The sequence below is a fragment of the Mesorhizobium sp. Cs1299R1N1 genome, from assembly GCF_037179655.1.
Taxonomy (GTDB): Bacteria; Pseudomonadota; Alphaproteobacteria; order Rhizobiales; family Rhizobiaceae; genus Mesorhizobium; species Mesorhizobium salmacidum.
The window spans coordinates 408423-428778 of sequence record NZ_JAPYKR010000003.1 but is presented as its reverse complement, the minus strand read 5'-3'; the positions used below and the strand labels follow the sequence as shown (position 1 = coordinate 428778).

26 protein-coding genes and 1 pseudogene are annotated in these 20356 nt (G+C 64.1%); 16 read left to right on the top strand and 11 right to left on the bottom strand.

Translation table 11 applies throughout. The features are described from left to right. Positions 1–96 precede the first annotated feature (96 nt). The 6 genes from O7A70_RS09005 (at position 97) to O7A70_RS08980 (ending at position 4922) form a co-directional block, all read left to right on the top strand. Entirely contained in the window at positions 97–1299 is a 1203-nt protein-coding gene (locus O7A70_RS09005) for an FAD-dependent oxidoreductase (RefSeq protein WP_337140063.1), read from the top strand. Positions 1300–1505: 206 nt separating this feature from the next. Next, a complete protein-coding gene (locus O7A70_RS09000) occupies positions 1506–1709 on the top strand; it encodes a hypothetical protein (protein WP_140508552.1) in 204 nt (67 codons plus the stop codon). Positions 1710–1742: 33 nt separating this feature from the next. Further along, complete coding sequence (locus O7A70_RS08995; RefSeq protein ID WP_245262156.1) at positions 1743–1970, top strand: hypothetical protein; 228 nt, start codon at positions 1743–1745, stop codon at positions 1968–1970. A gap of 349 nt (positions 1971–2319) precedes the next feature. Then, on the top strand, positions 2320–3351 hold the full coding sequence (locus O7A70_RS08990; protein ID WP_337140062.1) for a hydroxyacid dehydrogenase: 1032 nt from the start codon (positions 2320–2322) through the stop codon (positions 3349–3351). A 196-nt stretch (positions 3352–3547) separates the two neighbouring features. Further along, a complete protein-coding gene (locus O7A70_RS08985; protein ID WP_337140061.1) occupies positions 3548–3925 on the top strand; it encodes a hypothetical protein in 378 nt (125 codons plus the stop codon). Between the two features lie 331 nt (positions 3926–4256). Next, positions 4257–4922: a GntR family transcriptional regulator gene (locus O7A70_RS08980; protein ID WP_337140060.1), complete on the top strand. Its 666-nt coding sequence runs from the start codon at positions 4257–4259 to the stop codon at positions 4920–4922. A gap of 57 nt (positions 4923–4979) precedes the next feature. On the opposite strand, the gene O7A70_RS08975 is transcribed toward O7A70_RS08980, so the two are convergent. Further along, a complete protein-coding gene (locus O7A70_RS08975) occupies positions 4980–5981 on the bottom strand; it encodes an NADP-dependent oxidoreductase (RefSeq protein ID WP_337140059.1) in 1002 nt (333 codons plus the stop codon). A gap of 153 nt (positions 5982–6134) precedes the next feature. On the opposite strand from O7A70_RS08975, the gene O7A70_RS08970 reads away from it, so the two are divergent. The 3 genes from O7A70_RS08970 to O7A70_RS08960 all read left to right on the top strand — a co-directional run bounded on the left by O7A70_RS08970 (position 6135) and on the right by O7A70_RS08960 (position 7956). Next, positions 6135–6770, top strand: a complete 636-nt coding sequence (locus O7A70_RS08970) for a TetR/AcrR family transcriptional regulator (RefSeq protein WP_337140057.1) — start codon at positions 6135–6137, stop codon at positions 6768–6770. Between the two features lie 349 nt (positions 6771–7119). Beyond that, on the top strand, positions 7120–7422 hold the full coding sequence (locus tag O7A70_RS08965) for a hypothetical protein (protein ID WP_337140056.1): 303 nt from the start codon (positions 7120–7122) through the stop codon (positions 7420–7422). A gap of 198 nt (positions 7423–7620) precedes the next feature. Continuing rightward, complete coding sequence (locus tag O7A70_RS08960; RefSeq protein ID WP_027144208.1) at positions 7621–7956, top strand: hypothetical protein; 336 nt, start codon at positions 7621–7623, stop codon at positions 7954–7956. An 82-nt stretch (positions 7957–8038) separates the two neighbouring features. Here O7A70_RS08960 and O7A70_RS08955 read toward each other — a convergent pair whose 3' ends face one another. The 3 genes from O7A70_RS08955 to O7A70_RS08945 form a co-directional block, all read right to left on the bottom strand. Beyond that, on the bottom strand, positions 8039–8632 hold the full coding sequence (locus tag O7A70_RS08955) for a DUF6456 domain-containing protein (protein ID WP_337140055.1): 594 nt from the start codon (positions 8630–8632) through the stop codon (positions 8039–8041). Between the two features lie 74 nt (positions 8633–8706). Beyond that, complete coding sequence (locus O7A70_RS08950; RefSeq protein ID WP_337140054.1) at positions 8707–9012, bottom strand: hypothetical protein; 306 nt, start codon at positions 9010–9012, stop codon at positions 8707–8709. Continuing rightward, positions 8933–9592 (bottom strand): YdaU family protein, encoded by a 660-nt coding sequence (locus O7A70_RS08945; protein ID WP_337140053.1) that lies wholly within the window; start codon positions 9590–9592, stop codon positions 8933–8935. Before O7A70_RS08945 ends, O7A70_RS08950 begins: the two co-directional genes overlap by 80 nt. Before the next feature lie 92 nt (positions 9593–9684). Between O7A70_RS08945 and O7A70_RS08940 the strand changes: the two genes are divergently transcribed. Both O7A70_RS08940 and O7A70_RS08935 read left to right on the top strand, forming a co-directional pair. Beyond that, a complete protein-coding gene (locus tag O7A70_RS08940; RefSeq protein ID WP_140508531.1) occupies positions 9685–9966 on the top strand; it encodes a DUF982 domain-containing protein in 282 nt (93 codons plus the stop codon). Between the two features lie 93 nt (positions 9967–10059). Continuing rightward, a complete protein-coding gene (locus O7A70_RS08935; RefSeq protein ID WP_032935350.1) occupies positions 10060–10368 on the top strand; it encodes a DUF982 domain-containing protein in 309 nt (102 codons plus the stop codon). A gap of 115 nt (positions 10369–10483) precedes the next feature. On the opposite strand, the gene O7A70_RS08930 is transcribed toward O7A70_RS08935, so the two are convergent. After that, the gene (locus tag O7A70_RS08930; RefSeq protein WP_337140051.1) at positions 10484–11119 is read right to left on the bottom strand and encodes a GcrA family cell cycle regulator; all 636 of its coding nucleotides are present in this window, start codon (positions 11117–11119) and stop codon (positions 10484–10486) included. Positions 11120–11695: 576 nt separating this feature from the next. Here O7A70_RS08930 and O7A70_RS08925 point away from each other — a divergent pair. Beyond that, positions 11696–12391, top strand: coding sequence for an XRE family transcriptional regulator (locus O7A70_RS08925; protein ID WP_027144203.1), 696 nt, complete (start codon positions 11696–11698; stop codon positions 12389–12391). Between the two features lie 206 nt (positions 12392–12597). Here the strand turns inward: O7A70_RS08925 and O7A70_RS08920 are convergent, their stop codons facing one another. After that, on the bottom strand, positions 12598–12900 hold the full coding sequence (locus tag O7A70_RS08920; protein WP_027146301.1) for a hypothetical protein: 303 nt from the start codon (positions 12898–12900) through the stop codon (positions 12598–12600). Positions 12901–13080: 180 nt separating this feature from the next. Between O7A70_RS08920 and O7A70_RS08915 the strand changes: the two genes are divergently transcribed. Further along, positions 13081–13443, top strand: coding sequence for a hypothetical protein (locus tag O7A70_RS08915; protein ID WP_337140050.1), 363 nt, complete (start codon positions 13081–13083; stop codon positions 13441–13443). Between the two features lie 262 nt (positions 13444–13705). Here O7A70_RS08915 and O7A70_RS08910 read toward each other — a convergent pair whose 3' ends face one another. The 4 genes and pseudogenes from O7A70_RS08910 to O7A70_RS08900 all read right to left on the bottom strand — a co-directional run bounded on the left by O7A70_RS08910 (position 13706) and on the right by O7A70_RS08900 (position 17500). Next, positions 13706–14722 (bottom strand): ABC transporter permease, encoded by a 1017-nt coding sequence (locus O7A70_RS08910; RefSeq protein WP_337140049.1) that lies wholly within the window; start codon positions 14720–14722, stop codon positions 13706–13708. After that, positions 14719–15828, bottom strand: coding sequence for a sugar ABC transporter ATP-binding protein (locus O7A70_RS08905; protein WP_442921173.1), 1110 nt, complete (start codon positions 15826–15828; stop codon positions 14719–14721). Before O7A70_RS08905 ends, O7A70_RS08910 begins: the two co-directional genes overlap by 4 nt. After that, a pseudogene (locus O7A70_RS34180) lies at positions 15802–16230 on the bottom strand (ATP-binding cassette domain-containing protein); the annotation flags it as partial. The gene O7A70_RS08905 and the pseudogene O7A70_RS34180, both read right to left, overlap by 27 nt. Positions 16231–16552: 322 nt before the next feature. Further along, complete coding sequence (locus O7A70_RS08900) at positions 16553–17500, bottom strand: substrate-binding domain-containing protein (RefSeq protein WP_337140046.1); 948 nt, start codon at positions 17498–17500, stop codon at positions 16553–16555. Positions 17501–17806: 306 nt separating this feature from the next. On the opposite strand from O7A70_RS08900, the gene O7A70_RS08895 reads away from it, so the two are divergent. The 3 genes from O7A70_RS08895 (at position 17807) to O7A70_RS08885 (ending at position 19384) form a co-directional block, all read left to right on the top strand. Further along, the gene (locus O7A70_RS08895) at positions 17807–17995 is read left to right on the top strand and encodes a type II toxin-antitoxin system HicA family toxin (RefSeq protein WP_140763548.1); all 189 of its coding nucleotides are present in this window, start codon (positions 17807–17809) and stop codon (positions 17993–17995) included. 5 nt (positions 17996–18000) lie between these two features. Further along, on the top strand, positions 18001–18432 hold the full coding sequence (locus tag O7A70_RS08890) for a type II toxin-antitoxin system HicB family antitoxin (RefSeq protein WP_337140045.1): 432 nt from the start codon (positions 18001–18003) through the stop codon (positions 18430–18432). Between the two features lie 253 nt (positions 18433–18685). After that, a complete protein-coding gene (locus tag O7A70_RS08885; RefSeq protein WP_337140044.1) occupies positions 18686–19384 on the top strand; it encodes a RibD family protein in 699 nt (232 codons plus the stop codon). 46 nt (positions 19385–19430) lie between these two features. On the opposite strand, the gene O7A70_RS08880 is transcribed toward O7A70_RS08885, so the two are convergent. Next, entirely contained in the window at positions 19431–20315 is an 885-nt protein-coding gene (locus O7A70_RS08880; protein ID WP_337140043.1) for an SDR family oxidoreductase, read from the bottom strand. Positions 20316–20356 lie beyond the last annotated feature (41 nt).

Below are 20356 nucleotides of genomic sequence, written 5' to 3'. Positions count from 1 at the left end.
AACCTAAACATTTGTTACTACCAGCCACCCGCGCTGGTTGCTTGAGGTTGATACGGCCCGGAAGATATTTTCCACCACACTTTGTGGAGACAGAAGATGACTGGCATGAAGGGCAGCGAGATGACCACCGTCGAGGCTGTTCCGGCCGAAGTCGACGTGGCGATCGTTGGCGCCGGAATGGCCGGTACCACGCTGGCCACCGCCTTGGGAAAAGCCGGCCGCAAGGTGGCGCTGATCGATCCGCACCGGATCCATCACGACGAGTTCCGGGCCGAGAAAATCGGTACCGACCAGATACGGCTGTTCGAGAAGCTCGGCCTCGACGAAACGATCAAACGTCTCGTCACACCGTTCGACGACATTCACGTCTTCCGCCTCGGGCAGTTGTTCGCGCGTGAGCGCAGGCCGGAATACGCATTTTCCTACGGCGCGTTGATCAACGGGCTTCGTGACGCCCTTCCCCCGCAAGTGCCGCTGACGGTCGGCAAGGTCGTCGAGGTCTCGACCGGACCGGACCGGCAGCGCCTGGTGCTGAGCGACGGCAGCGTCATCATTGCCCGCCTGCTGGTGGTCGCCACCGGCTACGGCGAAGCGGTGCGGCGCGCCATCGGCGTCGAACGCGTGGAGCAATCGAAAGCCCATTCGCTGTCGATGGGTTTCGACCTCGCTGTCTCACAGCGCGACTGCGGCTTTCGGGCCGTCACCTGCTACGGCAGGCGGGCGAGCGACCGCGTAGCCTACATCAGCATCTTCCCTCTCGGCGACAAGATGCGGGCCAACATGTTCGTCTATCGCACCGTGGCCGATCAATGGACGAGGGATTTCCGGGCGGATCCGCAAAAGATGCTTTGCGAGTTGATGCCCGAAATATCGGCGCAATGCGGCAACTTCGCTGTCGCGAGTCCCGTCGAGGTCCGGCAGGTCAATCTGACCACGACGCAAGGCCACCGCCGCGACGGGGTCGTCTTCATTGGCGACGCGTTCTGTACGACATGCCCGACGCCGGGCGTCGGCATAGGGCGGGTCATGATCGACGTCGATCAGCTCCATTCCGTCCACATTCCACGCTGGCTGGAAACACCAGGCATGGCGGCTGACAAGATCGGCACCTTCTATGACGATCCGGTCAAGTTAGCTTCCGATAAGGCAGGCATGCGTGTGAGCGTATATGCCAAGCGGATCACCACCGAAACCGGACTGGAATGGCGCGCGCGGCGCCTGCGCAACAACACGGCACGCCAGCTAATGATCATCGGCCGCAAGATGCGCCATTTGCGGCGGGAGCCGGGTATGGCGTGAGGGGCCTCCCGCCCTCTATCGTCAGAAGGCGCTTCCCTAGTGCCGTCCCAAGGAAAGCACCTCTACCTTGTCCCTCCCTTGCGGCGGAAGGGGAGCGGCGGAGCGCTTCCCAGGACAATGACATAGCGCTGAAAAATGGCAAATCCAGTGCCGTTCAGCCGGAACCAGCGGCGCGCAGGCAGGTTATGCCCGCAGGAGATCCTGTCATGGTCAAGAACATCGACCGCGCGTTGCAGGATGCCATTCTGGCGATGCGCATTCTTCGCAAATCCATCATTGATCATGGGCATATGGAAGCCATGGCCGAATTTGACGGCTTGATGAGCGTGACCATATCCGAGGCCGAGCGCCAACTCACCAGCTGGCAGACCGGCCATCGCGCCGAGCGGTCAGGCCAGGCAAAATCCTGACGCGGTCGCTCGCAGCCGGCATCCGGCGGAACCTTGCCGCACACGATTGGTTTTATGGAATGCGACATGCCGCCGGAGAACGAAGTGGCCCGATTGGTCGACAAGAAAAAGCTTGAGAGAGCGGATCGCGAGTCGCGGATCATCCTCGACGCCGAACGAAAGGCCCGCGACGCAAAGACCGCCCGCCTTCGCAAGCAGCGGCTGTCCGCCGAGCCAAGCGGCGAGGAACAGAAGCCCGCACCGCCAAAGCCGCGGGGGTGATGGCGTGCTTTTCCCAAAGCAAACGGCGCGACCGGTCGCGCCTTTGTCACGGCTAGCGAATGCCTTCAGGTCAGCGTTACCGAAAATACAACGGCGGCAGTGACGGCCGAAAGCCGTTCGCGCTTCTGCCAGCTTGGCTTCTCGTATTTCTTCATCAGCTATTCCCCCTTTGTTGGATACGCAGAGAAGACCGGCTTTGCGCCAATGTCAATCGTGCCGGGACGGCTCTCTGATTTGAGCGAAACGCTCCTGCGCCGAGTAAATCGGTCTACCGTGCTTTTAAATCCGCTAGTCCGGGATAGATTTAGGACCGAGAAAGCGCCACAAGCCGTTTCGGGAGGAGCTTGCCATGTCAGAGACCGCCTTGCCGCTGGTCATCAGCGCGCCCGAGCCGCGCACGCTCGAGCTGATCTTCACGCCGCCGCAGCTGGCGCGGCTCAAGGCGCGTTACCGCATCGTCGAGACGACGCCGCACGGTGTAGCGCGACTGCCGGCCGAGGTGCTGGCCGAGGCCCGCTACATCGTCGGCCAACCGCCGATCTCGCCGGAGACGCTTGACGCGATGAAGGCGCTGCGCTGCGTCTTCAATGTCGAGAGCAATCTCCTCAACAACATGCCCTATGAAACGCTGTTTTCGCGCGGCATCCATGTCGTCACGACGGGCCTGGTCTTCGCCGAGCCGGTGGCCGAACTCGGCCTGGCCATGGCGCTCAACCTTGCCCGCGGCATCGTCGATGCCGACCTCGCTTTCCGCCAAGGGCAGGAACTATGGGGCGGCGACGGCAACCAGACGGCGCGGCTGCTTTCGGGCGCCGATGTCGGCATCATCGGCTTCGGCGATCTCGGCCGCGCGCTCAACCGCCTGCTGTCGGGCTTCCGCACCCGCACGAAGGTGTTCGACCCCTGGCTGCCGCCGTCGATCCTGAGGGAAAATGGCGTCGAGCCGGCTTCGCTGGACGAGGTGCTATCGCAAAGCGACTTCGTTTTCGTCGTCGCCTCGGTGACCTCGGAGAACCAGGGTTTTCTGGGCGCCGATGCTTTCGCCAGTATGCGCACGGGCGCTGCCTTCATCCTGCTCAGCCGTGCCGGCGTGGTCGACTTCCCCGCCTTGATGGCGGCGGTGAAGAGCGGCCACATCCTCGCCGCCAGCGACGTCTTCCCCGAAGAGCCGCTGGCGGGCGACCATCCCGTGCGCGCGCTGCCCGGCTTCCTGCGCTCCGCCCACCGCGCCGGCGCCCTCGACGTCGCCTTCAAGCGCATGGGCGACATGGTGCTGGAAGACATGGACCTGATCGATCGCGGCCTGCCGCCGCTGCGCTCCAAACGCGCCGAGCGCGAGACAGTGTCGAGGATGCGCTCGAAGCCGTCGGACAGGAACTAATACATGTCGCCCAGGGGCTGACATGGTCGTCGGACATTAGAGCCGACCAAAGCGGGCGTCGCCGTTGCGCACGCCTACGCTGTTCGGGCCGGTCCGTTCAATACTCCGCCAAGCTTCCCCCTCGTACCAAATCGTACGTTGAATCCCCTTTGAGATACCCCTTCGGAGGAGTAAATTAGTCCTGAGGGAGGTAGCGATGGTTGAAAGCCATATAGACATGGCGCAGGCAGCTATCGAAGCCAGCTTCCTGTTACGGCATCGTTCCATTGCTGGAAACGCCGCCTTTCGCCGCGATTTAGACCATTCCCGGCGTGTGATCGCGCAATCACGCGAGCTTTTGAACCGGCTTCGCCGACGCCATCGCGATGACACCGCCCAAGCCTGGGAAGACGCGGCTCCCGTTGCCGTCTCCGCCTTCGATGCCGACATTCTCCGCGCTGTATTTCGAGATTTGGTCAGGGAAGCGAACCTGCCCGAGTGTCAATGGCGCGATCTGGCCAAAAACCTGGTGTCCGAGTTTACCGGCTGCGAGCGGGTCGAGACCGGCTTGATAGAATGGCTCATTCACAAATAAGCCGATGCTTTCGAAGCGTGAGAGACTGTCGGCCGTTACCGGGGGTACCTGCACCTCCGCAAGGCCCGTTCCCCCGAGGTAAGCTTCCTGTTGTGATGGAACGATCGCGCCGCCGGCAGGTTTTGCAATAGCCGGGCGGTCGGAAGCCCGGCGTACTCCAGAAGGCCCGTCACGAGTCGCGTCGGTGGCGGGCCTTTCCCTGTCGGCCCGCAAGCAGCGAACAAACGGATGGAGCATCCTGTTTTCGCCGGAAATGCTCTAGAGTGGCCTGCGGCCAATGAGAAATTGGCCGGGGTCAATCCTCATTGGCCGGACCAACAAGAGGGTCGCGATGCTCAACACGGTCGACTATGGCGGCAAGGAAGCCGATATCGTCCACGCGCTGGAGGAAGACATCATCTTCGGCCGGCTGGCGCCCGGCACGCGCCTGGTCGAGGACGTGCTTCTGGCCCGTTTCCCGGTCTCGCGCCACACCATCCGCCAGGCCCTCTGCCAGTTGGAAAGGCTCGGCGTCGCCACGCGCGAGCGCAACAAGGGCGCCATGGTGCGCCGGCTCGCGCCCGAGGAGGTCCGCCAGATCTACGAGGTGCGCGAGATGCTGCAGCGGCAGGCCGCGCTGATGATCCGCCTGCCGGCGAGCGACGCGCTGATCGCGGAATTGACCGAGATCCACCACGTCTACAGCGCCCATGTCGACGCCGGTTACCTCAGAGGCATTCACGAGGCCAATGACCGTTTCCACCTCACCATGTTCTCGGCCTGCGGCAATGCCTATCTGGTGTCCTCGATCGAGCACTATATGCGCCTCAGCCTGCCGGTGCGGGCCAATTCGCTGGCCGACCGGGACAAGCTCTACATCTCGCGCCAGCACCACCTGATGATGATCGAGGCGCTGAAACGCAGCGACAATTGGGTGCTGGCGCAGCTCTGCGTCGACCATCTGCAGCCGAGCAAGGTTTTTTATCTCCAGGAGGTCGAGACAGGACCGGCGGGCTAGCGCCGGCTAGCGAACCGGGCGTCGCCGCGACATTGGTCCTGCGGCTCCCGGCCGTCTCTATCTGACCTTCACGACCACCTTGCCCTTGGCCCGCCCCGTTTCGACATAGGCCAAGGCCTCGTTGGTCTGTTCGAACGGAAAAGTCCGGTCCATGACAGGACGTACGACGCCGGTTTCGATGAGCGACGTGATCCGGCTCAGCTGGTCGCCCTGCGCCCACATGAACAGGAAGGAATAGTCCACACCGGCGCGTTTGGCCCTGCGGCGTATGCTAAGACTAAGCAGCCGCAGCACCAGCTTCAGCACGACGTTGAGGCCTTGCTTCCTGGCGAACTCGGGATCCGGCGGGCCGGAAATGGATATCAGCTTGCCGCCCGGTTTCAGCACGCGCAGCGATTTTTCGAGCGTCTTGGCATCCTGGCTGTTCACGACGACGTCGTAGCCCTGCAGGACCTTCTCGAAATCGTCCTTGCGATAGTCGACGACGACATCGGCGCCGAGACTTTTCACCAGGTCCATGCTCGCCGCGCTCGCCGTTGTCGCAACCGTCGCGCCGAGATGCTTCGCCAGTTGGATGGCAAACGTGCCCACCCCGCCGGAGCCGGCCTGGATAAAGACCTTCTGGCCTTTCCTCAGCCCTGCCCTTTCGACCAGCACTTGCCAGGCGGTCAGACCAACCAGGGGAATGGAAGCCGCCTCCTCCATGCTGAGGTTTTTCGGCTTCAGGGCAACGTCGGCCTCATCCATGGCGATGAATTCGGCGAATGTCCCAATCCGGCCGTCGCGCGGCCGTGCATAGACTTCGTCGCCGGCTTTGAACTTGCGGACCTTCGATCCGGCCCGCACGACAATACCGGCCACGTCGTGGCCAAGGACGAAGGGTGGCCGATAAGGCACAATGAGTTTGAACTCCCCGTCCCGCAGCTTGGAATCCAGAAGGTTCACGCCGGCGGCGTGGACCTCGACCAGGACATCATTGTCTTGCAATTCCGGCTTCGGCATATCGGCGAGCCGGAGCGCGCCTTTCTTCTCATATTTGTCGGCGACAAAGGCTTTCATCGTACTCGCTCGTTCACGATCGCGGTCTTTCCGAAATGCGCTTCATTTTGATGCTCCAGAGCCAGTCAGGGCTAGCTTTCTTCCAGGCGTTGAATTATGTTCGTAATATCAGATTATGATCATAATGCAATAGAGGTCTGGGAAGGACAGGACATGCGGTACGAAAAGGGCCGGAAGGACACATCGCGCAGCCGGATCATGGAGGTCGCCACACAGCGGTTCCGGGACGACGGCATCGCCGCCTCGGGACTGGCAAGCATCATGAGCGACGCCGGGCTGACCAACGGCGCCTTCTATCCGCACTTTCCCTCCAAGGCGGCACTTGTCCGGGAATGCGTGGCGGGGGCGCTGGAGGGTCAGTCGGGCCAGATCGCGCAGGCGCTGGCCTCCGGCGGCCTGGCAACGGCCATAGACGCCTATCTGTCGGCGCAGCACCGCGACAATCCGGGCACGGGCTGCGCTTCCGCCGCCCTATTGCCGGAAATCGCGCGGGAGCAGCTGGAAACGCGACAACTCTACACCGAACGCTTGATGACTTTGGTGCGCCAGGTGTCGGCCGCTGTCCCGCGGCATACAAGCGATCCGGAGGCCGTGGCATTCGGTATCTTCGCGACGCTCATCGGCGCGCTTCAACTGGCCCGCGCGGTGGAGGGTGGGGACCTGTCGGATCGCATCCTGGCGGCCGGAGCGGATGCGGCCCGGTCGATGGCGCAGCCGCGCGGCGCCGCCGGGCAGGAGCCGGCAGAGACCGGCGTAACCATCGCCGCGAAAACAGAGAGGGAGCGCTGAAACTTTCCGCGAGCCGCCCTCGTTGCTGCGTGATCGCCTTCCGGGCGATGACAAGACCCTCCAATCAATGCCTCGCTGGCTCTCCGGCGGGACTTTTTTTGCCGAGCCGAGACCGCCTCCGGAACCGTCCGCAAATCGCGAAACTGGGAGAAGGATGGCGAAAATAACAAAGTCCTGGACCCCCCTGCCCTGCGTTCGAATTTCTCGAACGTTTTAGGATTTTCTGGAATATGTTTTGGCTTGTTTGAGCAATTTTGACCTGACAATCCGGAACTTCCGGGCAAACTGTTTCGCTAAAAAGCTTGATCGTTGCTTCGACGGTCACAAAGCAACAGGGAAGGACCTCACCATGAACATCAAGATGATCTGTCTTGGCGCGATGGCGCTTTCAATGGTCGCCGGTTCGGCTCTCGCGGGATCCAGCAAGGGAACGTCCGCTCTCGATGATCCTGCCAAGATGAAGCCGTTCTACACGGACTTCGGCATGAAGACGATGGTCAGCAACGACGCCTTCGCGAGAGCCTGGAAGGCGCTGACGCCCGAAGACCAGACGGCGATGAGAACCGCCTGCGCTGACGAGGTCAAGAACGCCAACCCCACCAACACGCATCCGGAATTCTGCAGCAGCGTGAAATTGATTGGCGGCAGCTGACAACGCGGCGCGGCCATGGAGACAGCCTCGCTCGCGGGGTTGTCTTTTTTGTGACTGCTGACAGGTGCGGCCAGACACCGCCCGGCAGGTGCTTTCCGCCGCCACGGCCCACAAGTCGAACCCATCGATTCACCGATTTATGGGAACAGGGCTGCGACCTCAGCGTTTATTAGACACACCTTGAAAGAGGAGGTTGTCATGAAAAAACTCTTGCTCGCTTCCGTGATCGCGGTTGCTTCGGCGGTGGCGGTGATGGCCCCCGCGAATGCCGCCAGCATCACGCTCGGCATCGGGAACGGCTATGATGACGATTATTACGTTCCCAGACATCGCGACTACTATGGGGACTATTACCGCGACTACTCCGACTATGGTCCCTATTACGGCCGTCACCACTACCGTTACAGCATGTACGATAACGGCTATCGGCCGCGCTATTACGGCATGCACAGTCGTCGCTGCCACACCGAAGTGGTGAAGCACTGGCGTCATCACCACCGGATCATCGAAAGAGTGCGTGTCTGCCGCTATTGACCGTTCAAATTGATCTGGCCGGCTGCCGTCGGCCGGATCAATCATAGCCGTTTGCAGAAGCATTCGGCGGTGTTGGACCACCTCACCGGCCCATCATCATCCCATAATGCACGGCCAGCAGGTCGAGCCCCAGCTTCAGCAGCTTCGTCACCACGTCGCGTCCTTCGCCATCCTGCTCGGCCACGGTCCTCGCCGGCTGTTCCAGGCACACGACCTTCTGCACGATCGCCGCCACGTCCCAATGCCCGAGCGCCCGTGTCGCGGCGGCATGCGCGCGGCCGGCGTTGAGCACGCTGTCGGCGATGCCGCCGCCGATGCGACCGCCGTCGACGCGCTCCGTCCAGCGCATCGGCTTGATATCAGCCCGCTGGCTGGACTGGAAATGCTCGCGGTAGCGCAGGCCGGCCTCGCGCTGCTGGCGCGACAGCGAGGTGATGCCCAGGAGCGGGTCGACATTGCGCACCCGTACGATGCCGCCGGTGGAAGCGTGGCCGTCATTCGACACCTCGTAGACGCGCCGCGCCTCGGCCGTGCCTGATGTCAACCGCTTGCGGCCGAAGGCATCGTCCTTCAGTGCGAAATCATGGCCGACCTCGCGGCGGATGCGCACCTGCTCGGCCTCGCCCTTCGACAGTTTCGGCGCCTGCGGTCTGGCGGCTTTGGTTTTCCTGGGCATGGATGTGGCTCCTGTTGGGGTGTGTTTCCTTGGAAGGTCGCGATCCTTCGCGCCGACCTGTCGATCGAAACTCCTCATCGCTTCGCCAGCTTTGCAGCCGCCTCGGCGCCGCGCCGCGCCAGCAGCTCCCGCATTAAGCGCCGCTCGCGCACTTCGATGCAGAGCTGCGCGCTCGAAGGGCAGAACTGCGCGTTGCCGCTCTTCACCTCGCCGCGCACGAAGCGCTGGATGGCGGCCTGCAAGTCAGCCAGCTCGGCATCCCTGACGGCGCCGAGATAGCCGCGCAGCTGCATCTCGACATCAGTCAGGGCGGATTGCGGGAAGCAGGAGAACATTGCCGCCAGCGCCTTCGTCGCCTGCTGCAGTTCGGCCGTGGTCATATCCGCGGATCTCCTCGATGATGGCGTTGGCGGCGTCGCTGTGGGTTTTCGGCCTGATCCAGCCCGGCGGTTTCTTGGGCCGGCCCGGGCCGCGCGATCCCGACGTCGCCTCACCCCCAATCGAAGTCCCCGGTCTTTCGCGCGCCTCGCGCGCTGAAAAAGCGGGAGCTTTTTCCATCTGGTTTCTGGAATCTGGAGAATGCCGCATCAAAACATCGGCATTTGCCCCGGCATGCGCCTTTGTTTTCAAGGCGGTGGCGGCCCCGCCGCGCGCGCCGGCGGCCGCCCTCGCCTCGCTCTTGAGCCGCGCCTTGCGCAGCTCCTTCGTCAGCCTCTTGTGACCGATCTCGCCGCTCTCGCGCTCGAAGAAGGCCAGCAGCTCGGCGCTGATCGCCCGCCATCGTTTCAACGGCAGCCGCGCCACGCGCGCCAGCCTGGCGTCATCGTCGGGCAAGCCGCCGCCGGCATTCCACATTGCCATCAGCAGCAGCATGTAGGCGCCGATCTGCTCGGTGGAGAGCTGCAGCGTGTCGCCGACGAAATCAGAGACGTAGAGCTGCATGAAGGGCCGTTCGCTCATGCCGCGCTCCACGCCGTGCTTCCAGCCGCGCTGATGGAACCAGCCGCCGGTCCGGACGTTATGACGCGTCCATGCCTAGGGGAGGTTTGCCCATGACGGCTTTCATGCCGGTGACCCTGCGTTTTTGCGACAACAAGACCATGCTGGTCGGCTCGGTGGCCGATGCGGCAACGGCGCTTCGTCACCAATGGCCCGACAAGACCGCGCCGGCCTATCTCGAGGCAGCCCGGCTCATCCGGCTCGCGGTCGAGGGTACTTGCTGCCCGCGCCCCGCCTTCGAGGCCTTTCGAGAGGCGGCAAGGCAACAAGGCATATTGGTAGCCAAGCCAAGAAGCCGCGCGCATGAGTGGCTCGACGCCGCGGCGAGCCCCTGAGAGGGCGGCGATGCAACCGCTTGCCGGCCTTGTGCGTTTATGAGCGTCGGCTTGAATGCCGCGCGTGGACCGAAGGTGAACGCCGTGGGTACGATGAAAACCGGAGTACCGCTCAAAGTGTCCCTGGACGGACATGTCGAGGAGATCGAAAACGTCAGCGATGCCGCCGATTTCCTCCAGCGTTGGCCGATCGAGCGGCGGGGCCACGTCTATCGCAGCGCGCTCAACGCCTGCAGCGCGGCCATCGCGGCGCAGATCTCGCAGTCCGATGCGATAAAAGTGTTCACCGGCTTTGCCCGCGTTGCCGGCATCCTGGTTGCCGGCGGCGGCCCGGCGACGGTGCTGGAGCAACGAACGGTGCAGAGCCGCCTGCCCAAACAGGGCCGCCAGATACCGAAATAGCGGTGCGGCCCGATAGCTGTTCAAAGCAATTCTCCCAATATTTCGCGGCGATCGGGACTGGCGACGGCACGCAGGCGCGACTTTCTCCCCGTAACCTGGAAGAAGGGACCAAGCTTCACCCGGCCTCGCAAACACGGCGCTGGAAGCGCGCCTGATGATAGGTGCAGTAGCTTTTCATTGCCTTGGTGCGCATGCCGCAGCACAGCATGTCCTGGCCCGGCCGCCCGCCGGGCGCACCATTTTGAGGGTCTTCCTCCAGCGCCAGGTCGAGCGGCGCTCGACAGCGGCTGAACAGGCAGTCGATGAAGCGCATGGCCACGCCATGCGGCTGTCGGCCGATGGGACCCCGTGGCGGTGCGGGTACCTTGAAACGGTAGGTTTCCCCATCGGCGATCAGCACGCCCGCCTCGCGCTGGAAAAGCCGTGGCCGGACGGGCGAAGGAGCCCGCTTCGGCCGCATGGCGGGTTTGGCCGGCTGCAGCGCGGCGCCGGCACGTTCGATTATGGTTTCCGCCTTGGCGGCGCGGCGCGCTGCCTTGGCCGTCGCCATAACGGCCGCCGGCAGGCCCTTGCCGTTGGCAAAGCCGATCGCGCCCAGCATGCCGTTGCGGTGGACGATGCCGATGATGGCGTTGCGCGATACGCGCGCGCCACGCAGTGCGCTGAACGCGGCCGCGATCCTCGATGCCGAAAGCCCGTCCTTCAGCCAGGCGGCAATCGCCTGCAATTCGCTGTCGCTGTAGCCTGTCATGTCCGTCTCCATTGCGCGGCCAGCGGCCGCCGCGCACGGCACCGTCAGGCAAGCGTCGGGTTCGCCCGCGGACGCCATGGGCGCTACCGGGCTTGGTCCGGCCTGTCGGCCGCTGGGATTGCCGTGGACTGTCAGCCTCGCCGGTCGGCCGGCGCGGCGAGGCGCGCAAGCCGTGCCGTCGCCATGTCCCCGTCAGGGGCTGAGACCGCCCTGCCCGTCGTCGGCTCGTCAGCGATGACGGTGCCGTCTCGCGTGCGGATCAGGGAACAACCCGCGGCCGGGTCGAATGGGGGGCCGGAGCCGCGGGGAGCGGCGGCTCCGGCCGTTCCGGCCGCCAGTGACGGGCGGACCGGACGCGCGGCCGATGCACCAAGGCAATCGGCTTCGCGCTTCGCCTCGGCCGGGGAGGAGACGGCCGGGGCGGAAGGGAAAGGGCAGCCCGGCAAGGCCGGGCTGGAGGCGCTGTCGACTCTGAGAGGGTTGAGCTTTTGCATGAGGTGATATAAGCATAACTCAAAAATTGATGCAAGCCATTCTTTCATGGACGAAAGCAGGACTTGTTGGTCACATGAGGCCATGGTGAAAACGCAACTGTCGATCAGGGTCGGGGCCGCGATCCGCCAGGCACGCAAGCAGCGCGGCCTGGTCATGCGCCACATCGCCGAGCACAACGACACCGATGTCGCCGCCGTCGGCAACTGGGAAACCGGGCGCAACCTGCCCAAGACCGAGAACCTGTTGAAGACCGCCGCCTTCCTGCGTGTCGACCCCGTGGCGCTCGGCAAGGGCGAGGTCGTTTTCCTCGACGATGCCGGCCCGGTGGCGGACGCCGAGATCGTCACCGATGCCGGCCCCCTGCCGGCCGGAGCCATGGATATTCCGGTGCTCGGCGCCGCCGTCGGCGGCGATGACGGCGACTTCACCTTCAACGGCGAGCCTGCGGGATACGTCCAGCGTCCGCCAGGGGTCCGCAACCTGCCGAAAGTGTTCGCGCTGCATGTGCTCTCGGATTCCATGGTGCCGCGCTACGAGCCCGGCGACATGATCTATTGCGGCGGCCGCGACGCGGTGCCGGGCGACCATGTGGTGATCGAGACCTTTCCGGAAGAGAACGAGAAGAACGGCAAGGCCTTCATCAAGAAACTGGTCCGGCGCACGGCGGGCGAGCTGGTGGTCGAACAATACAATCCGCCCAAGACGCTGACCTTCAACCGCTACGCCATCAAGCAAGTCTGGCGCGTCATCCCGCTGAAGGAACTGCTGGGGTATTGAGGCTCGCTTTCCTTCTCCCCGTGTGGGGTCCGAAGGGCGGGCGAGGCCCGTGACTAGCACAGGGTGGCGGCCTCGCGAAGCGAGGCCGGATGAGGTTTTTCCCAGGAAAGCCGACGTCTCACTCCGCTGGAACACCCCTCAACCGTCTCGGCGCTACGCGCCGATCCACCTTCTCCCACAGGGGGAGAAGGAAGAACCAGCGCCTCTCAAGCCCGCCTCGAGCCTGCCAGCGGCGCTTCGCGATCGCTCAGCATCCGCGCTTCCGAGCGCACGCGCTGGCGCTCGTCGATGAACGCGGCCTGGATCGAGATCGCGGTGCCCGGCAGCCCGTCGGCACGGCAGGCCGAGCAGACGATGCGACCCGACAGCGCGGCCAGCGGCGTGTTCCCGTTCACCCCGAAGCGCTTCAACTGATCGGGTCGCCACCACCTGTTGCGGCCGCAATCGGCGCACTCGACCGACAGCGAGGCGACCTGCGCGATCACTGCTTCCCTGCCCGGCAACGCCATCGTTCCTCCGTCGTTTGTTCGTGATTTGTTCACATATTCCCGTGTTTTGAAGCAGGAGTCGAGTCGCAGTTTCCAAACTCCTCCAAAAGTCTCTCTTCTATGTCTATTTGAGTTATGCTTATATTCAGCTTGCAAATGTGAGTCGGCGCGGAATTGCGCGCGCCAGATCCGGGAGCAAGAATGGATGCCGCCGATTTCGCGCGCGCCTGCGGTTACACCGGCGACAGCCCCGCTTTGCTCGAAGCCTTCGAGGCGATCCGCCGCAACGGCATCGCGCAGGCCCGCCTGGATCATTTCAGGCGCAAGGCCGTCATCGACGAATTGAGACCGTCGGAACTTCTGTTCCTGGCCGCGATCGGCCCGGCGCTATCGGCGCACGAAGCCGTCGAGGATGCGATCCGGTTCATCGCCGGCTGGCGAAACATGCCGCGCTGGCGCCAGGAACGGCGCCTGCCCGATCTCGCCAGGGCAAGGCAGCAGCTTCTCATAGCCCGTTTCTTCCGCCGCTACGGCCATGGTTTGTGGGCAAGCCAGGCGGCTTGAGGCTCGACAGCGCCGTTTGCGGGTTTCAGGCGAGGACGTTTTGCAAGCAACGCGGCAGCCGGTGATCCCTTTTCCCCTTGGGGGGCCCGAAGGGCGGGCGAGGCCCGTGACTCGCCCAGGGCGGTGGATCGGCGCGTCAGCGCCGAGACGGATGAGGGATGTTCCAGCGGAGTGAGGCGTTTGCGTTCCCTGGAACACCCCTCATCCGACCTCGCTTCGCGAGGCCACCTTCTCCCACAAGGGGAGAAGGAAAAAACTCCCCTCACCGCCTCACCCGTGATTTCAGCCACCGATCGAACGCCACCGCCAGGATCAGGATGAGCCCGATGACGATGCTTTGCGTATAGGAAGAGACGTTGTTGAACTGCAGCCCGTTCTGCAGCACGCCGATCAGCGCCGCGCCCACCACCGTGCCGCCGACCGAGCCGATACCGCCGAACAGCGAGGTGCCGCCGATGACGACGGCGGAGATCACCGTCAGCTCATAGCCGATACCGGCCACCGCTTCGGAAGAATTCAGCCTCGCCGACAGCACGAAGGCGGCGAGCCCGGCGAAGAAGCCGACGATGACATAGACAGAGACCAGGATGCGGTCGACGCGCAGGCCCGACAGTCGTGCCGCTTCGGCATTGCCGCCGACGGCATAGACGGCGCGGCCGTAGCGGGTGTAGCGCAGCACGATGTGGCACAGGATGGCGGCGACGGCGAAGATCAGCGCCGGCACCGGCACCGGGCCGATCAGGCCGGTGCCGAACCAGCGCATCGAGGCGTCGAAGCCGGAGATCGGACCGCCATTGGAGATGGTCAGCGTCAGCCCGCGGAACACCGTCAGCCCGCCCAGCGTGACGACGAAGGGCGGCACTTTCAGCCTTGTGATCGCGAACCCCTGCACGCCGCCGGCCAAGGCGCCCACCACCACCGCGGCCAGCAGTGCCGCGAACCAGCCAAAACCCTGCGTGCCTGACGTCGACAGCGACAGCGTGTTGGCGGTGCCGCCCTTGGCCACCACGGCCGCCACCATGCCGCAGAAGGCCAGCAGCGAGCCGACCGACAGATCGATGCCGGCGGTGAGGATGACGAAAGTCATGCCGAGCGCGATCAACCCGGTGATCGAGATCTGCCTGGTGATGTTGAACAGGTTGATCGGGTCCATGAAGCTCGGCTTCAGCACGGTGAAGACGACGACGAGGGCCGCCAGGAACAGCAGCGGCCCGAAGCTCATCAAAAGCCGGGCGATCGTCACGCCGCCACGCTGGTTCTGTTCCTCGGCGATGCTCATCCTGCCTGCCCTTCCGTATCCTGTGCCGGCGCGTCCTGTCGCGGCGTATCCTGCCTGTCGAGCGCCATCAATTCCATCAGCTTTTCCTCGTTTGCCTCGACGCCCGGCATCTGCCCGGTGATGCGCCCCTTGCGCATGGTAACGATGCGGTCCGACACCGCCAGCACCTCGGGCAGCTCGGACGAGATCATCATCACCGCGATGCCGCGCGCCGCCAGTTGCACCAGGATCTGGTGCACCTCCGCCTTGGCTCCGACGTCGACGCCGCGCGTCGGCTCGTCGACGATCAGCACTTTCGGGTCGCGCGCCAGCCAGCGCGCCAGGATCACCTTCTGCTGGTTGCCGCCCGACAGGCCCTCGATCGCCTGTTCGGCCGACGCCATGCGGATCGACAGCATCTTCCTGAACCCCGACAGCGCGTCGCGCTCGCGCCGCTCGGCCATGAAGCCGAAGCCGTTGCTGAAACGCCCAAGCGAGGCGACCGAGAAATTCGGCAGGATACCAAGCGCGGCAAAGATCGCCTGGTGCTTGCGGTCCTCCGGCACCAGGCCGATGCCGAGCGCGATGGCGTCGGCTGGCGAAGCAGGCGCGATTTCCTTGCCGTCGAGCGTGATCGTTCCCGCAGCGATCCGGTCGGCGCCGAAAATGGCGCGCGCCAGCTCGGTGCGGCCTGAGCCGACGAGGCCGGCAACGCCGAGGATTTCGCCGGCCTTGAGGTCCATGTCGACGCCGTCGAGCACGATGGCATGCGGCGCCTCGGGGTCACGCACGGTGCGCAAGCCGCGCACGGAAAGCACGACATCGCCGGCCACCGCGCGTTGCGCCGGCCGCGCGTAAAGTTCGGAGGCGGCGCGCCCGACCATTTTCTCGATGATGGCGGGCAGCTTGATCGGCCCGCCCTGACGGTCGAGATGCCCCGCCAGCCTGCCGTCGCGCAGCACCGTCATGCGGTCGCAGATGGCGGATGCCTCTTCCAGCCGGTGGGTGACGAACATGATCGCGACATGGTCCTTGCGCAGCCGGTCCATGATCGACAGCAGGCGCTGCACCTCTGTCTCGGTCAGCGCCGAAGTCGGCTCGTCCATGATGATCAGGCGGCTTTTCAAAGACAATGCACGGGCGATCTCGACCAGTTGCTGCTCGGCCACCGACAGCGCCGACACCGGCGTCATCGGGTCGATGGAGAGACCGACGCGGGCAATGATGGCGCGGGAATCCTGCTCCATCTTGCGCCAGCTCACCAGTCCGAGCGGCCCGGTCGGCGCGCGGCCGATGAAAATATTCTCCGCCACCGTCAGCGTCGGAATCAGGCTGAGCTCCTGGTAGATGGTGACGATGCCGTGCCGCTTGGCATCCTGCGGGCTCGCCGGCTGGTAGTCGGCGCCGTCGAAGGTGATGCGGCCGCCGGAAGGCGGCATGACACCGGACAGGATTTTCAAGAGCGTCGATTTTCCCGCGCCGTTCTCGCCAAGAAGGCCGAGGATTTCGCCGGGGCGGACATCGAGCGAGACATCGCTCAGCGCGGTGACGCCGGAGAAATGCTTGGTGACGCCCTCGACGGCAAGCAGGACGGGGGATGCGGCTTCAGCTAAAGGCAAAGACTTCTCCTTGTTGCCATCCCTATATTGGCCAGGTTGCGCTTGAACGCCCCCCTCTGTCCTGCCGGACATCTCCCCCTCAAGGGGGGAGATCGGCTGTTGCCCTGCTTTCGCCAATCACCAACATTGCAGGAGGAGCGCCGACGTCGGGACATCCGATCTCCCCCCTTTTGAGGGGGAGATGTCCGGCAGGACAGAGGGGGGCGCTGTCCCGCCGGTCTTTCAAGTCGGCCTACTTCGTCTCGTTCAGCCTTTCCGCCTTGTCGAGATTGTCCTTGCCGATGACGATGGGGGTCAGCAGCACCAGCTTCTCCTTCGGCTCGGTCTTGTCCTTGGCGAAGGCGACCGCAATCTGCACGGCGGTGCGCGACTGCTTGCCGGGGAACTGTTCGACCGTGCCGGCGAGCTTGCCGTCGCGCACGGCGACCAGCGCTTCCGGCAGCGCATCGAAGCCGTAGATCTTGACGTCGCTGAAGTTGCGTGCGGCACACGCTTCGAGCGCGCCCAGCGCCATGTCGTCATTGGCGCAGATGATGGCGTCCGGCTTGCCGTTGGCGGCAAGGCCGGCTTCCGTCACCGTCAGCGCCTCGGCGCGGGCGAAGTTGGCGGTTTGCTCATAGATGATCTGGTACTTGTCCTTCAGCGGATCGAGCACATTGTGCACGCCCTTGTTGCGGTCGATCGCGGGACCCGCGCCCGGCTGGCCCTGCAGGTGGAACAGCTTGGCGCCATTGGGGAATGCCGCAACCACGGCCTGGGCTTCCGCCTCGCCGCCCTTGACGTTGTCGGCGCCGACATGGGCAAGGATGCCCTGGACACCGTCGACGCGGCGGTCGATCGTCACCACGGGAACGCCGGCCTTGACCGCTTCCTCGATGGCTGGCGCCAGCGCGTTGACGTCGAGCGGCGAGATGACTATGGCGTTGACCTTCTGCACCAGCGCCGCCTCGATGTCGGCGGTCTGCTTGGTGGCCGAGTTCTGGCCGTCGCTCTCGGTCAGGTTGACGCCTTGCGCCTGCGCTTCGGCCTTGATCTCGTTCAGCATGTGCACGAAGAACGGAAAGCCGAGACTGGGCACCGAGCCGAGAATGGTCAGTTTGTCCGCGGCGAAAGCCGAGCGTGCGACCAGCATCATGGCGCCAGCGGCCACGGACGTCATCAGGAATTCGCGTCTGTTCATGGGTTCCTCCTCCACAGAAGCGCACGTCCCTAAAAACCGGGACCGGTTTCAGGAAGGATCACGCGCCGGTTAAAGTGTTGGAGCATCCTCCTTGCGCCAAGAACGCATGCCGCTCCAGCTGACCGCCTAAATTCCTCCGATCGGCGTCAACAAGAGGATGCTAACCCAGGGTCAACCGTTTGTGCAACATCGATATAACAGAGCCGGACAGCGACTTGTCGGAATTGTCGGAATGTAGGCGGGCCGCTCCAGGGTTCCCATCCACATTGCTATTGAAAGATCACCTTTCGATGTGTATAAATACACATGACAAGCGCTGAAATCATCCGCCTGTTGGAAGCTGACGGTTGGTTCGAGGTCGCTCGAAAGGGCAGCCATGCGCAATTCAAACACCGCGACAAGCCAGGGCGTGTCACCGTTCCCCATCCCAAGCGCGATATCCCGATAGGCACCTTGCGCAGCATTGAAAAGCAATCTGGACTGAAACTGAGGTGACGGACATGAAGCAGTACATCGGACTGATCCACAAGGATGCCGACAGCGACTTCGGCGTGTCTTTTCCCGATTTCCCAGGCGTGATTACCGCCGGCAAGGATCTGGATGACGCCCGGTCCATGGCTGAAGAGGCCCTTGCCCTCCATATCGAAGGTTTGGTCGAGGATGGCGATGCCATTCCGGAGCCTTCCAGTCTGGAGGTCGTAATGACAGACGCCGACAATCGCGACGGCGTTGCAATCCTGGTCGCGGCAAGGACCGGAGCCAGGAAGGCGGTGCGTATCAACGTGACCCTGCCGGACGACGTTCTCCAGCGGATCGATGCCTTCGCCGAAGCCCATGGCTATACGCGATCCGGGTTTCTGGCGAAGGCAGCGGAGAAGGTGATGGCGCTTGAAGCGGCCTTAGCCCGGTCACGCCCCAAACATTGCAATTGACATAGCCGGCGTTACTTCACGGTCTGCGAGGGTTCGCTCCTCCTTCGGCCCAGCCGTCCCGTCTCGTGCGGGCGCCTAATGCATGTCGCCCGGAAGTGTCCTCGGTTCCGGGATATCGACATGCATAAGATCAGAAGCTTACAGCAGGTCGACCGAATCCTATTCGCCCCGACGCTGTAGAAGTGGTGCGGTTTGGGAGGGCACGCACGACGACAGGGCCTGAATTTTGCAATCCCATCCCCGGAGAAATCGCATGAAGCCGCACATCATCTGCCATATGCTTGCCTCGATCGACGGCAGCCTTCATCCGAGCCGCTATACCGCCAGCCCCGATGGCAGCCGGGCCGAGTGGTCGGGCCTCTATGAGCAGATTCACAGCGATCTCGAAGGCGACGCCTGGATCGTCGGCCGCGTCACCATGGCCGAGATGAGCAAGGCCGGCGCGCACCCGCCGGCGCATGCTGAGAAGGTCGAGCGGCCGCATCATTTCGCGCGGCGCGACGCGGACAGCTATGCCGTGGCGCTTGATGCCTCCGGCAAGCTCCACTTCGCCAAACCCGACATCGGCGGCGATCATGTCGTGGTGCTGCTTGGGCGTGATGTCGAGGACAGCCATCTGGCCGAACTCGCCGCCGACGGCGTGTCCTATATCGTGTCGCAAACGGCCGGCATCGATCTCGTCGCGATGCTCGACGTGCTCGGGCGCGAACTCGGCATCCGCAGGCTGCTGCTCGAAGGTGGCGCCGGCATCAACGGCTCCTTCTTCGCGACGGGGCTTGTCGACGAACTCAGCCTTCTCGTTGCCCCCGCGCTCGATGCGCGGGCGGCAAACCAGGGGTTTGTCGAGTTCGGCGAGGCCGGCCTTGCAGACAAGGTGCGGCTATCGCTCAAAAGCTGCGAAACTCTGGCACATGGCCTCGTCCATCTGCGCTACGCCGTCATGCCAGGCTGACGGCTAACCGTCATGCCCTCGTTGAAGCCGCCGCCTCTTACGCGGATCAGTATCGCATGGCGTCGAGATCGGCGATCAGCGTCGGTCCGGTCGGACGCCAGCCGAGCCGCGCCTGGGTCAGCGTGCTGGAGGCCGGCAGGTCCATGGGGGCGAACATCGCCATCCAGCCGAAATGCTCCGCCGCCTTTTCCGGCGCGATCGAAACGGCCGGCAGGTTCAGGCCCCGGCCAAGCGCCTCGGCGATCGCGCGCACCTCGACGCCTTCCTCGCCGACGGCGTGATAGCGGGCGCCCGGCTGCCGCTTTTCCACGGCAAGGCGATAGAGGCGCGCCACGTCGAGGAGGTGGCCCGCCGCAAAGCGATTGCGGCCTTCACCGACATAGGCCGAGACGCCTTTCTGGCGCGCGATTTCGATGAGCGGCGAGATCAGCCCCTGCTTGACCGTGTTATGGACCTGCGGCAGCCGCATCACCGACACGTTGATGCCCGCTTCCAGCAGGGCATTCCCGGCGAGTTCGGAGGCGACGCGCGGATTGGGATGGCTGGGGTTGAAGACGTCCTCGACCGCCAACTGGCCATGGCCGGGGGCGCCCATGCCGGTGCCCGACGTGATCACCAGCGGCCGGTCGGAGCCGGCGAGTGCCTGGCCGAGTGCCGTGATGACGCGCCTGTCCTTTTCGCAATTCTCGGCGAACCTCGAAAAATCATGGTCGAAGGCCGTGTGGACCACCGCTTCCGCCTTCGCCGCGCCGTCGCGCAGGCCCTCAGGATCCTCGAGTGTTCCGCGATACACCTCCACGCCCGCGGCGGCCAACGCCTCGGCGCCGGCATCCGAGCGAGTGACGCCGATTACCTGATGGCCGGCCTGAAGAAGTTCGGGGACAATCGCCGAACCGATGAAGCCGGTGGCGCCGGTAAGAAAGATACGCATGCAAAATCTCCTGCACAGTTGCCCGCGCAATATCGCTGGTC

Excerpts from the sequence above, each read along its gene's own strand:
- O7A70_RS08935 (WP_032935350.1), top strand. The coding sequence starts at position 10,060 with ATGAAAACCGGAGTACCGCTCAAAGTGTCCCTGGACGGACATGTCGAG.
- O7A70_RS08970 (WP_337140057.1), top strand. The coding sequence starts at position 6,135 with ATGCGGTACGAAAAGGGCCGGAAGGACACATCGCGCAGCCGGATCATG.
- O7A70_RS08965 (WP_337140056.1), top strand. The coding sequence starts at position 7,120 with ATGAACATCAAGATGATCTGTCTTGGCGCGATGGCGCTTTCAATGGTC.
- O7A70_RS08985 (WP_337140061.1), top strand. The coding sequence starts at position 3,548 with ATGGTTGAAAGCCATATAGACATGGCGCAGGCAGCTATCGAAGCCAGC.
- O7A70_RS09000 (WP_140508552.1), top strand. The coding sequence starts at position 1,506 with ATGGTCAAGAACATCGACCGCGCGTTGCAGGATGCCATTCTGGCGATG.
- O7A70_RS08915 (WP_337140050.1), top strand. The coding sequence starts at position 13,081 with ATGGATGCCGCCGATTTCGCGCGCGCCTGCGGTTACACCGGCGACAGC.
- O7A70_RS08945 (WP_337140053.1), bottom strand. The coding sequence starts at position 9,592 with ATGAGCGAACGGCCCTTCATGCAGCTCTACGTCTCTGATTTCGTCGGC.
- O7A70_RS08910 (WP_337140049.1), bottom strand. The coding sequence starts at position 14,722 with ATGAGCATCGCCGAGGAACAGAACCAGCGTGGCGGCGTGACGATCGCC.
- O7A70_RS08925 (WP_027144203.1), top strand. The coding sequence starts at position 11,696 with ATGGTGAAAACGCAACTGTCGATCAGGGTCGGGGCCGCGATCCGCCAG.
- O7A70_RS08940 (WP_140508531.1), top strand. The coding sequence starts at position 9,685 with ATGACGGCTTTCATGCCGGTGACCCTGCGTTTTTGCGACAACAAGACC.
- O7A70_RS08975 (WP_337140059.1), bottom strand. The coding sequence starts at position 5,981 with ATGAAAGCCTTTGTCGCCGACAAATATGAGAAGAAAGGCGCGCTCCGG.
- O7A70_RS08960 (WP_027144208.1), top strand. The coding sequence starts at position 7,621 with ATGAAAAAACTCTTGCTCGCTTCCGTGATCGCGGTTGCTTCGGCGGTG.
- O7A70_RS08880 (WP_337140043.1), bottom strand. The coding sequence starts at position 20,315 with ATGCGTATCTTTCTTACCGGCGCCACCGGCTTCATCGGTTCGGCGATT.
- O7A70_RS08885 (WP_337140044.1), top strand. The coding sequence starts at position 18,686 with ATGAAGCCGCACATCATCTGCCATATGCTTGCCTCGATCGACGGCAGC.
- O7A70_RS08920 (WP_027146301.1), bottom strand. The coding sequence starts at position 12,900 with ATGGCGTTGCCGGGCAGGGAAGCAGTGATCGCGCAGGTCGCCTCGCTG.
- O7A70_RS08955 (WP_337140055.1), bottom strand. The coding sequence starts at position 8,632 with ATGCCCAGGAAAACCAAAGCCGCCAGACCGCAGGCGCCGAAACTGTCG.
- O7A70_RS09005 (WP_337140063.1), top strand. The coding sequence starts at position 97 with ATGACTGGCATGAAGGGCAGCGAGATGACCACCGTCGAGGCTGTTCCG.
- O7A70_RS08890 (WP_337140045.1), top strand. The coding sequence starts at position 18,001 with ATGAAGCAGTACATCGGACTGATCCACAAGGATGCCGACAGCGACTTC.
- O7A70_RS08930 (WP_337140051.1), bottom strand. The coding sequence starts at position 11,119 with ATGACAGGCTACAGCGACAGCGAATTGCAGGCGATTGCCGCCTGGCTG.
- O7A70_RS08990 (WP_337140062.1), top strand. The coding sequence starts at position 2,320 with ATGTCAGAGACCGCCTTGCCGCTGGTCATCAGCGCGCCCGAGCCGCGC.
- O7A70_RS08895 (WP_140763548.1), top strand. The coding sequence starts at position 17,807 with ATGACAAGCGCTGAAATCATCCGCCTGTTGGAAGCTGACGGTTGGTTC.
- O7A70_RS08950 (WP_337140054.1), bottom strand. The coding sequence starts at position 9,012 with ATGACCACGGCCGAACTGCAGCAGGCGACGAAGGCGCTGGCGGCAATG.
- O7A70_RS08900 (WP_337140046.1), bottom strand. The coding sequence starts at position 17,500 with ATGAACAGACGCGAATTCCTGATGACGTCCGTGGCCGCTGGCGCCATG.
- O7A70_RS08980 (WP_337140060.1), top strand. The coding sequence starts at position 4,257 with ATGCTCAACACGGTCGACTATGGCGGCAAGGAAGCCGATATCGTCCAC.